The sequence below is a fragment of the Desulfofundulus sp. genome, from assembly GCF_049701015.1.
Classification (GTDB): domain Bacteria; phylum Bacillota; class Desulfotomaculia; order Desulfotomaculales; family Desulfovirgulaceae; genus Desulfofundulus.
Genome location: NZ_JBNATZ010000082.1, coordinates 1 through 10,032, shown reverse-complemented (window position 1 = coordinate 10,032; position 10,032 = coordinate 1). Strand labels below are relative to the sequence as shown.

The 10,032-nt window shown below is 52.9% G+C and carries 12 protein-coding genes and 1 tRNA gene; 4 read left to right on the top strand and 9 right to left on the bottom strand.

Annotated features, from left to right (window positions below; translation table 11 throughout):
* Together ACPLUI_RS06900 and ACPLUI_RS06895 are read left to right on the top strand one after the other, a co-directional pair.
* The coding region (locus ACPLUI_RS06900; RefSeq protein ID WP_424659533.1) for an MFS transporter at positions 1-1,199 on the top strand (1,199 nt) is incomplete at its 5' end.
* A 218-nt stretch (positions 1,200-1,417) separates the two neighbouring features.
* The gene (locus ACPLUI_RS06895) at positions 1,418-2,113 is read left to right on the top strand and encodes a rhomboid family intramembrane serine protease (protein ID WP_424659532.1); all 696 of its coding nucleotides are present in this window, start codon (positions 1,418-1,420) and stop codon (positions 2,111-2,113) included.
* A 157-nt stretch (positions 2,114-2,270) separates the two neighbouring features.
* On the opposite strand, the gene ACPLUI_RS06890 is transcribed toward ACPLUI_RS06895, so the two are convergent.
* Together ACPLUI_RS06890 and ACPLUI_RS06885 are read right to left on the bottom strand one after the other, a co-directional pair.
* Positions 2,271-2,855, bottom strand: a complete 585-nt coding sequence (locus tag ACPLUI_RS06890; protein ID WP_424659531.1) for a cell wall hydrolase — start codon at positions 2,853-2,855, stop codon at positions 2,271-2,273.
* A gap of 108 nt (positions 2,856-2,963) precedes the next feature.
* Positions 2,964-3,938, bottom strand: coding sequence for an anion permease (locus ACPLUI_RS06885; RefSeq protein WP_424659530.1), 975 nt, complete (start codon positions 3,936-3,938; stop codon positions 2,964-2,966).
* Between the two features lie 142 nt (positions 3,939-4,080).
* Here ACPLUI_RS06885 and ACPLUI_RS06880 point away from each other — a divergent pair, with 142 nt between their 5' ends.
* Positions 4,081-4,338 carry a hypothetical protein gene (locus ACPLUI_RS06880; RefSeq protein ID WP_424659529.1) on the top strand — a complete coding sequence of 86 codons (258 nt, stop codon included), beginning with the start codon at positions 4,081-4,083 and terminating at the stop codon, positions 4,336-4,338.
* A 40-nt stretch (positions 4,339-4,378) separates the two neighbouring features.
* Here ACPLUI_RS06880 and ACPLUI_RS06875 read toward each other — a convergent pair whose 3' ends face one another.
* From ACPLUI_RS06875 to ACPLUI_RS06845, 7 genes are all read right to left on the bottom strand, one after another.
* A complete protein-coding gene (locus ACPLUI_RS06875; RefSeq protein ID WP_424659528.1) occupies positions 4,379-5,125 on the bottom strand; it encodes a hypothetical protein in 747 nt (248 codons plus the stop codon).
* Positions 5,126-5,216: 91 nt separating this feature from the next.
* Positions 5,217-5,516, bottom strand: a complete 300-nt coding sequence (locus tag ACPLUI_RS06870) for a hypothetical protein (protein ID WP_424659527.1) — start codon at positions 5,514-5,516, stop codon at positions 5,217-5,219.
* 5 nt (positions 5,517-5,521) lie between these two features.
* Positions 5,522-5,788, bottom strand: coding sequence for a hypothetical protein (locus ACPLUI_RS06865; RefSeq protein WP_424659526.1), 267 nt, complete (start codon positions 5,786-5,788; stop codon positions 5,522-5,524).
* A gap of 14 nt (positions 5,789-5,802) precedes the next feature.
* Positions 5,803-5,997, bottom strand: a complete 195-nt coding sequence (locus ACPLUI_RS06860) for a hypothetical protein (protein ID WP_424659525.1) — start codon at positions 5,995-5,997, stop codon at positions 5,803-5,805.
* A complete protein-coding gene (locus ACPLUI_RS06855) occupies positions 5,964-8,195 on the bottom strand; it encodes a dynamin family protein (RefSeq protein ID WP_424659524.1) in 2,232 nt (743 codons plus the stop codon). Before ACPLUI_RS06855 ends, ACPLUI_RS06860 begins: the two co-directional genes overlap by 34 nt.
* Positions 8,196-8,324: 129 nt before the next feature.
* Positions 8,325-8,666, bottom strand: a complete 342-nt coding sequence (locus tag ACPLUI_RS06850) for a hypothetical protein (RefSeq protein WP_424659523.1) — start codon at positions 8,664-8,666, stop codon at positions 8,325-8,327.
* Between the two features lie 43 nt (positions 8,667-8,709).
* Positions 8,710-9,786, bottom strand: coding sequence for a hypothetical protein (locus ACPLUI_RS06845; RefSeq protein ID WP_424659522.1), 1,077 nt, complete (start codon positions 9,784-9,786; stop codon positions 8,710-8,712).
* Between the two features lie 126 nt (positions 9,787-9,912).
* On the opposite strand from ACPLUI_RS06845, the gene ACPLUI_RS06840 reads away from it, so the two are divergent.
* Positions 9,913-9,995: transfer RNA gene (locus ACPLUI_RS06840), tRNA-Leu, on the top strand.
* The last annotated feature ends 37 nt before the right edge of the window (positions 9,996-10,032 follow it).

The following is a 10,032-nucleotide window of genomic DNA, read 5'->3' as shown; positions in this document are numbered from 1 at the left end:
TTATGGTTCCAGCGGTGGGAGAACTCCTGGGTAAGGGGGCAGCGGCTACCCAGATAGGTTACTATGGCGGTATTATCATGTCAATTTATCTCATTGGAGCTGCCGTAGGTGGGATCATTTTCGGCATTGTTTCCGATTATTTGGGGCGGGTGAGAACTCTCATATTTACGATTCTTGTTTACTCTTTGATGACAGGGTTGTCGGGTTTTGCTCATAGCTGGGAACAACTGGCATTGTTTCGCTTCCTTACCGGCCTCGGTGTAGGGGGAGAGTGGGCAGCCGGTGCGGCTCTGCTTGCTGAGACATGGCCGGATGAGTTAAGACCTTATGCAGCCAGTTTCATGCAAATGGCCTGGCCGGTTGGATTTTTCTTTGCGGCCCTGATTAATTATATTATCGGGCCAATGGGGTGGCGTGCTGTATTCTGGGTTGGTGCAGTGCCGGCTCTATTGACGTTTTTTGTTCGCATGAGTGTCAAAGAACCTGAGAAATGGCTGGTGGCTCACCGCCGGCGGTTGGAAGTAAGAAGAAATAAATCTGCAGCCGGACAGGTTGAACGGGAATATTCAACATTCACATTATACCAGCTTTTTACCAGGCAATATATCAAATCAACAATTATCGGCTTTTTAATTGCGTTTGTAGCTCTATTCGGGTTATATGGGTCGACGAACTGGATTCCTGCTACCGTCAACATGCTGGCCAAAGAAGCCGGTTTGGGAGTTGCGGCCATTAAGGCCAGAGTTCTTTATGCCACCTTGTTGCAAAATGCCGGGGCTATTGTCGGGGCATTGGTTTTCGGGCCAATTGCTTATAAATGGGGACGCCGTCCCGCATTTCTAATTTTCTTCCTGGGCAACCTTTTGATTGCTCCTCCCATCTATCATATTGCTAAAGACTATGCTCTGTTTATCATGCTGGTTCCCTTACTTGGCTTTTTTGCCAATGGGGTTTTCTCTGGTCTGCCCATTTATTTGCCCGAGCTCTTCCCCACCAGGATACGTGCGACCGGTCAAGGTACATGTTACAATGGTGCTCGTATAATTTCTGCTTTGAGTCCTTTTATGACGGGTTTGCTGATTTCCTGGTTCCATGGCAACTTTGCCTATGCTTCAGCAGCTGTATGTTCCATATATCTCGTTGGCTTAATCACCCTTGCCTTTGCCAGGGAAACTAAAGATCAGCCTTTGCCTGAGTGATTTTTTCACACCCTGATAAAAAAAGAGACGGGCTTTTTGATGCAGGCGGAGATACCCGCCTGATTTTTTTGGGTAAAAGATGCTCGGGTTACCTGTACCAATAAAATCCTTGTCAGAAATGGCCGAAAAAGTATATCCTATATTGGAGGAGTGGCCATTGCTCCGGTGCCCGAGGTGGCCAATTTCCGGCAAAACAACATGAGAAGAGGGTTGATCTGGTGATTCCGCTACGCGATAGCATCCGCCCGCGGCGCAGGCCTTTTATGAACTGGTTTTTAATTTTGCTCAACATATGGGTATTCTTCTTTAAAGAATTGGGGCTTTCCCAGGTACAGCTCAGCCAGCTGTTTTACAATCTAGGCCTGATTCCAGCCCGGGTAACCCATGCCCTGCAGACGGGAGCGCCGCTGGAACCTCTGTTTATACCGTTTATTACAGCCATGTTCTTACACGGCGGGTGGGTACACCTTGGCGGCAACATGCTCTACCTGTGGATATTCGGAGATAATGTAGAAGACCGCCTGGGTCACCTGCGATTTTTGTTCTTTTACCTACTATGTGGCGTGGTTGGAAGCCTGGCTCATATCTGGGCCAACCCTGCTTCCCCCGTGCCGATTGTAGGTGCCAGCGGGGCTATTGCCGGGGTTTTGGGCGGGTACTTTGTTACCTTTCGTCACTCAAGGATCCTGACGCTTGTGCCGGTGTTCTTCTTCCTTACTCTTATAGAAGTGCCGGCAGTGATTTTCCTGGCCCTGTGGTTTATTATCCAGCTTTTTAACGGGGCGGCCTCTCTGGGTGGAGTGGTTAACCCGGTGGCCTGGTGGGCACACATTGGTGGTTTTATAGCCGGGATGGTTCTCATGAGGCTCTTGACTCCCAGGAACAGGTTGCGCAGTGAGTATCCCTGGTGGTAAGGATGTATTTTGGATGTATGTATAAGTAATGATCAGCAGAACCTGGAGTGACGCGGATGGAGCGTGCTCAACCAGGTTCGCTAACATTTACTACAAGCAGTTTACTACAGGCAGTTTACTAAAAGAAGGGGGGCCTGTCCCCCCCTCTTCTCATTTTTTACCGGGCAAAAACGTGGTTGCCGATTTGCGTTATCACCGGCCGGGACCAGACCCAGGTGCTCTGTGCTTTTGCCGGGTTCCAGTAGTAAAGGGCTCCGCCCGTGGGATCGTAGCCGCTAGCTGCATCCCGGGCTGCGGCGAGTGACTCCTGGGTGACGGGACGTAGATACTCGCCGTTGGTTACAGCCTCGAAGGCATCGGGCTGGTAGATTACGCCCCGGATGGTGTGGGGAAAGTCTTTGCTCCGGGTACGGTTCATTATGACAGCCCCAACGGCTACCTTGCCTATATAAGGTTCGTCTGCGGCTTCACCCTCGATCACCCGGGCCATGAGTATGAGATCGTCCCGGCTGATGCTGGACCCACGGGATACCTGAGCATCTGCTATAGTTTGGAAAGAATCTATGTCTGGAGTATCACCATTGTTTGCAGCGATCTTGCCTGTCCTCAAGTTTACCGCAGGTCCGGTGATAATATTTCCGTTGCCCGGTGCTGCCGCCAGTGCCAGGATGAGCACTGCCATAAATACACCAGCAGCCGTTACGGCTGATCTGTTTTCTTTAAACCAGAGAAAAAAAGCCATGGTTTCCACTCCTTTCGTCGTTTCCCCCAGGCTACTGGCGAGTATAAAGTATGTTCGCTGAATAATCAACCGTTAATTTTTGCCGCACCTATGGTAAAAAGAGTAAAATTACAGGATATAGAACAACGCTCCCAGGACGGCGGTTACCGGCAGGGTGAGTACCCAGGCCAGGAGAATTCTGCCTATTGTGGACCAGGATACAGCTTTTGCTCCCCTGGTAAGCCCTACTCCGGTGATGGACGAAGAAATCACGTGGGTGGTGCTCACGGGTAACCCCAGGAGTGTCGCTGTGAAGATGACCAGGGCCGAACCCGTGTCGGCGGCAAATCCTGCGGGCGGGTCCAGGCGGGTGATGCCCTCCCCCACTGTATGGATGATCCTCCAGCCTCCGCATGAGGTTCCCAGTGCCAGGGACAGGGCTGAAAGAACCTTGGCCCACAGGGGCACAACCAGGCTTTCCTGGTATCCGGTCAGGACCAGGGTGAGGGTAATTACCCCCATGGTTTTTTGCGCATCGTTAGTCCCGTGTGAGAATGCCTGGAGGGCGGCGGCAACCCGTTGCCAGTACCTGAAGCACCGGCTCAGGCGGGGGTTGGTTTGGCCTCCGGTTAAGAGGAGCAGTACCGCCATAACCGTAAAACCGGTTGTTACGGCCAGGAGTGGGGACAGAACCAGGGCTTGAAAAATAGTGACAAGTCCCGGCAGGTTGACTCCTTTCAGACCTGCTGCGGCCAGTGCGGCACCGGTCAAAGCGCCTACCAGGGCGTGGGAAGAGCTGCTGGGCAGCCCGCCGAGCCAGGTCAGCAGGTTCCAGACAACGGCCGCCAGCAGGGCGGCTGTAATCGTTTTGGGATTATTAGAAAGGGTGGCTGTATCGACAATACCTCCGGCCATGGTCAAGGCCACTCCGGTAAATGTCAGTGCACCCAGGAAGTTCATGGTGGTGGCCAGGAGGATGGCGGAGCGGGATGTCAGGGCACCGGTTGCCAGTGAGGTGGCTACAGCGTTGGCCGTATCGTGGAAGCCGTTGATGAAATCAAAGGCCAGGGCCAGGAAAATAACCGGCACGAGTACCTCGCACACTGTACCAGCTCCTTTTAAAAATATAACCGCTATTTGGACATGATCCCATATAATGCTATGCCTGAAATAAAAAGTTATCACAGGGTAAATACTATAACCGTTCAGTTCCAGGGGAGAAGTCGAAATGGAGGAGGGTGATGTTATGCAGAAGGATATTTGTGTGGTGGGCATCCTGGTGGATGGGCGGGCGGACAGGGCTCCGGAGGTTCAGCAGGTGCTGACCAGGCACGGTTCGAAAATTTTAAGCCGGTCGGGTATTCCGGACCAGAGTAGGAAGCGGGGAATTATTACCCTGACCATGGAGGCAGATGAAAGTGAACGGAGGATGCTGGAGCGCGATTTACAGCAGATTGATGGGGTAGTGGTTAAGTCGGTTACCCTGGGCCCCGCATTAGCATGATTTAAAATCAAAAATCCCGGCCGGTTATGACCGGGATTTTTTACCACAGGTTCCCTGAACCCGCTCTGATTATATTTTGCCGTACCCGTTCCTCCGCGTGCTTGAAAAATTCCTCCAGGTCCGTTTCCACCATGTGTCGGGCTGCCTCAATAAGCCTGGCCGTACGTTCAATGTCGATGTGGATGCGGTGCTTGTAGAACATCTGTACGTCGTACTTGGCCGCCAGTGTGCGTGGGGTGAGACGGTTAATTTCGATGTAATAGGGGAAATTGTGGATACGCTGGTACAGACGGCGGGGCTCCACTCCGTACAGCGGTGCCACGCACTGGCTGATTTTTTCAATCAGGCCGGTATTGCCAAAGGCGGCGGCCAGGACCCGGCCGTAAACAGCCCCTTGACCGGTAAGGAGTTCTATACCCATCTCCACAATGTTGTGGCTTTTCCACCAGCCCATGGCCGGAGGCAGGTTGCACGCCCGGATGGTTTCCTCAATTAAGGGGCGACCTTTTTCAAAGCAATAACCACGTTCGTAATCGAGGTACTTTTCATCCCCGTAGTAATCAAGACCTTCCGGGATGACTCCATGGGTAAGCACTCCCCGCGCAAAATCCCGCAACTGGGGGTCATGCTCCAGGGCAGCCAGCAACTCTTTCCCCCGGCCGTGGCTCTCTTCGCGGCCGAGGGCCAGGGCGGCAATCATATCCGGGAAAATACTGCCCAGAACCAGGGCGTCCGTAAGCTTTCCACAGACTCGCTCGGCGAAGTAGACATGAGTTTGAGGATACAATTTGAGATACACCCGCTTAAGGACAGATTTCTGATTAATGATATTCTTCTAGCTGTTGCTCCGTTTTCCTACCGGGAAGCCAAATTTTCGTTCACCACCCCTTGAGGAGCAAAAAACTGGCTCCTGCCAGGAGCAGGGCGAGGGCGAAGGCCAGTCCCCGTACCTGCCTGGATAGGTGGGAGAGCTCCTGCTCGAGGCGGGTGACGCGTTTTTCCAGTTCCTCCACGGACAAGCGCCATTCCTGGTATCTTTCATGCAAGACGGCGTTCAAGCCGGTCACCTGTCCGTCCAGCTGATCCAGCCGCCTTTCAGTGGGGGTGACGATCCGCTGGCGGATGGTTTGAGCCAGGGAATCCACCACCTCTTTTTCCTTGCCTTGTGAGGAAGTCACAATATTTAACCCTCCTTGGCCTGCTGGATGGCGTCCCGCAGGGCGGTTAGCGTGACCAGGGGAGTTTCTGTCACCCTGTTTTCCAGCTGGTTCATCAATTCCCTGGTTTCCCTGTAAAAGGCGGCCTGCTGTTCCTGTAGTTCACCTAATGCACGGGCCAGCCTGTTTATTTCCTGAGAAAATGGCTCGACTAGTTTTTCACGTAAGGCCACCAGGATTTCCTTCATCAACGCTTGAAGTGCTTCGTCCTGAACCGTTTGCCTGATGGACATGAAGGCTTCCCTCCTTAAATTTGGTGAATGGCTCCTTTGAGCAGGGTTAAGAAGCGGGTTATTTCCTGCTGGGAATTCTGACGGATGATGTTTGTTACTTCCTCTTCGAGTTCTACCAGCAGGTTCTGTTTTATTTCACTTCCCGTCTGGTTGCTTACCTCCCTGATGATGCGCTTTAACCTTTCCTCGAGGACGCGGGCATTTTCCATACGCGATAACCTCCCGGTTGCTTGAGTAAGAGCCGGATTTCCTCCAGTTCCCGGCGGTATTTTTCCAGTGCCTGCATGGCAGTCAGGAGTTCCTTTATTTGTTCGATACGCTGCATGAGTACCTTCTCACCCCGTCGAGCCAGGATGAACCGCTCCAGACGGCGCAGAAACTGGTTGAAGGCCGGGTTGTTTTTATCCTTCAGGGCTTCCAGGGCGGAAATGAAATAAATTTCCGGGGGCGCCGGCGAGGCCAGTTCCCGGCGCAGGAAGGCCGCCACCCTTTCTTTTTCGCTCCTGTTCAAGGTATCGGCAAAATTAACCACGCAAAAGCAGTTTTCGCGCCATTTGTCTGGAAACACCATATTCCGCAGGATTTCCCGATGGGTGGAGGAAAGCATGTGCCGCCCGTTGAAAAAGACCAGGTGAACATCGCTTCTACTCAGCCAGCTGGTAACGGTTTCTGCGTAGCGGGTATGTACCGAGTCTATGCCCGGAGTATCTACGAAGGTGGCCAGCTGGAATATTTCAGCCGGATGGTAGATGTCGATCCCGTCTACCAGTATCGCTTCTTCAGGGGCGGTAATCAGGTTTTTGAATTCCATGAGTTCACCGGGATCTGCCAGGTGATAGGTCTTTTCCCGGGCGTTATGAAAGGAGATGCGTACAGCCTTTACCGCCTGGGCGGCCCGCTTGGCCGGAATGGGGCGGGTGATGGTGGGAACGTGATGGCTGAATTTCACCGGAAAGGCCGGCGGGCGGAAAAGGTTTTGAGTTCTGGTGAGGAGTGTATGTAGCTGTGCCGTGTCCACCTGCGAGAATTCCCCCCCGGTGCGGGCTTCAATTCCCCTGAGGGTGTTAAGAAAGTACGGTTTCTGCAGCCAGTCGTTCAGGACGGCCAGCTCGTCCCGGCACAGGAAAACCTCCCCTTCCCTTTCGTCGAGCAGGGGAATGGTGACCTGTAGGGGGTAATGGGCCACCGCCAGTTTTTCAGTCCCATAATGCAGCCGTATAACTGATGAAGTGGTTGGTTTGTCCTGGGCCGGCAGCAGGGCCTCCTGCATCAGGGCGTTGAGAAAGGAGCTTTTGCCCGACGAAAAAGGGCCCCAGAGGGTGATGAAAAAGCGGTCGTTGGCGATACTTCCGGCCAGCTCCTTCAGGCGGTTGCGTATTGAAGTCGCCTTCAGGGCGGGTTCTTTCAGTAAACGCTGCAATAAGTTCTGGAGGCGTTCCTTGATCAAGGAAAAATTAACTGTTTGCCACGACTCTCCGGCAGCCTGGGGGCATGCGTGTGTCAGAGGGATTTTCCGGTTGAACTCATCCAGTCTTGCGCGGATTCCGGAACGCATTTCCTGCAGCGTTACAAATTGCCGCCCGGTTTCCAGCGCTGCCCGCGCACGCTCGTAAATATCCCAGAACGCACACAGAAAGTGCCCGTCATCTTTGATGGAAAGCGTCCCGGCCAGCCTGCGTGGGATATACCTGTCTTCCTCCTTCAATTGCTTTTCAATTTCCTTTAAAATCAGGAGAGCCAGCTCTACTTCAATGAACTGCCGCAGGTTTTCTACGCTTTCTCGATTTCGGGTGTCCACGTAGTTGACAGGTACCTCGGAGCCAAAAATTTCACTCAGTGCAGCCCGTGTGGATGCGAGGGCGCTGCCGTCCGGGTGCCCGCAGTTGCTGTTGATCCAGAAGGAAATCCGCCCGGGAAGATTGTGGAGGAACGAGCTCCCCTTTAAACGGTGCAGGAAGTAGCGGTCCCGGTCATCAAGTCCCCGCTGGTGAAACAGGTAGAGGAGAATATCCACCCGGGGAATGATTTCTTGCAGCAGCTGATTCTGGTTGGCTGCATCCAGTCCCGGAGTGTCAATCAAGGTATACTTTTTGAGCTGGGGATTGGGCATGGTTATTTCGATCAGATTTGAGGGGATATTCTTTTGACGCAGCAGGAAGGCCAGTTCCCGTCCGGATTGGACTTTTTTCAGGAATTTCCCGTTCATGGACACGGAAACGGTCTCCCCGTAGTGAAAAATGAGGGGGCAGGTTGTAGCCGGCAGCACGTCCACCGGCGAGATTTCTTCCTCCAGGAGGGCATTGACCAGGGTGGACTTTCCCGCGTTGCACGCTCCGGTGACGGCAAGGGTAGGTGTGGGGCGGTGCGGGAGGTACCTTTCCCGCAGTTCAAAGGATGTACCCGTCATCTTAAAAACACGCTCCCCGAATGGCCGGCCGGTTTCCCCGGCCGGTATTAACTGTCCACCTGCCTATCTGCTATATATTAGCATTGTGGGACAAATATGACATCCGGGGAGTGCATGATCCATAACCGGTCAACCAGCACTTGAGCCGGTCTGCGGTTTACCGGAATCCATTTTCTGCAGCACTTCCAGGACATGTTTTGCCCTTCGGTCGTACTCCTGTACTTTACTGAAAAACTCTATTAAAAAGTGCCGGACCTTCTCGTTCCGGGCCACCGGGGGACGACGCAGGTGCCGGATCAGCAGTATCATGGACTTTAAATGTTCCACCAGGGCACGGTCGGGGTCGCCTGTCAGCTCCATGTGGCGAATTTTTTGAGCACAGGCCTGGCTTATTTCCGGCACGGTTTTCCCCTGCATGTTTTGTAAGAAAACCAGCAGATTATGGACGTCCGGGCTAAAGTCGTTCACCATAAGCACCTCTTTCCTGGCGGGCACTGTTTCTCTCAACTTGCGTCTAGCGAATAAGAGAGGGTAAGGTGAGGAATATTTCCAGCATAAAGAGCAGCACGATGGCGAGTTCCAGCAGGACGGACTGCTGATTCACCAGCCGGTTGTTCAGCATGGTGTAATTCTGCATAATTACAGATAGTTTACGCTGAATGCTTTCCACCCAGGCCCTGGTACGAAAAACTGACAGTGCGGCTCCGTAAACCCGGGCATAAAAGACATCTTCCGTTACTTTGAGGGAGTTTTGAATCCTTTCCAGAATTTCATTTATATCAACTACCAGTTCCATCAAACGGTTCATGATATGCCGGTAGTGCTTCATACGCCGGAGCCGGGTAACCCGTTCCGCTTCTTCAATGTCACCGTACATTCTGCCCATTTCTTCGCTGAGCAGGTTATCGTAATAACGGAGTTCCAGCAGTTGGGTCAGGGCGAATTCCAGCAGGTCGGGGATGTCGTGACTGCCGGCCGCGTCGTATACCAGGGCTGAGGCCCAGGTTATAATGGTAAGGTCGTCCGGGCCATAGGAGAACGAATGCTGCAGGGTTTCCCTGCGCACCTGGGGGCTTACCGGTTCCGGTTCGGCCAGCAACAGGGGCACCGGGTCCCAGTTGTGGTTCCATTCCTGGAAGAAAAACAAAATATAATCTTCCTCGGCTCCCCGCAGCCCCGGGTGAATCATGGCTTTGCCCAGGCCTTTTATTATTTCTTCTAGCTTGCTCTGGAAAATCCCTTCCGTTTTTCTTTCCATTTCTTCGTTTTCACACAAATACACGGCCAGATCCCTGATCTCCTGGTAACTGAATCCTACAGGGAGTAAAATGTGCATGACCAGGCTTACTACACCCAGGTCGTAAATCTTACCTGTAAAGCGGACGCGGAAATCCCGCTGGCCCAGCTTCATGCATTCTTCCCCCAGTTCAACAGTTACAGGCGGATTGGGGATGTGTATGGATTTCAGCCGTGCCCGGGAGAGGCGAAGCCTGGAAGTGGGTTTGGTGTGGGCCAGCGTTTGTTCCACGATGTTCAGCTTGATCTCCTCCGCCACGTCGTACAAGCGGTAGAGCCATATGGAATTGGACATTCTCATCCTATCCTTTCCAAGAGTATGAAATTCTGGCCATGTTTTAAGGTACCCGTGGTCCCGGGCTGTAAAAATATTATACCCTTGACAGAAGAGCTTTGTAAGTCGTATAATAAAAAGCGCGATGTCGGAGTGGCGGAACTGGCAGACGCGCACGTTTGAGGGGCGTGTGGGAAACCGTGCGGGTTCGAGTCCCGCCTCCGACACCAGATTAAAACACCGCACTTATGAGGTGCGGTTCAGTTT

Coding starts and splice junctions, on each gene's coding strand:
- ACPLUI_RS06890 (WP_424659531.1), bottom strand. CDS start 2,855: ATGGCTTTTTTTCTCTGGTTTAAAGAAAACAGATCAGCCGTAACGGCT.
- ACPLUI_RS06880 (WP_424659529.1), top strand. CDS start 4,081: ATGCAGAAGGATATTTGTGTGGTGGGCATCCTGGTGGATGGGCGGGCG.
- ACPLUI_RS06865 (WP_424659526.1), bottom strand. CDS start 5,788: ATGTCCATCAGGCAAACGGTTCAGGACGAAGCACTTCAAGCGTTGATG.
- ACPLUI_RS06860 (WP_424659525.1), bottom strand. CDS start 5,997: ATGGAAAATGCCCGCGTCCTCGAGGAAAGGTTAAAGCGCATCATCAGG.
- ACPLUI_RS06855 (WP_424659524.1), bottom strand. CDS start 8,195: ATGACGGGTACATCCTTTGAACTGCGGGAAAGGTACCTCCCGCACCGC.
- ACPLUI_RS06850 (WP_424659523.1), bottom strand. CDS start 8,666: ATGGTGAACGACTTTAGCCCGGACGTCCATAATCTGCTGGTTTTCTTA.
- ACPLUI_RS06845 (WP_424659522.1), bottom strand. CDS start 9,786: ATGTCCAATTCCATATGGCTCTACCGCTTGTACGACGTGGCGGAGGAG.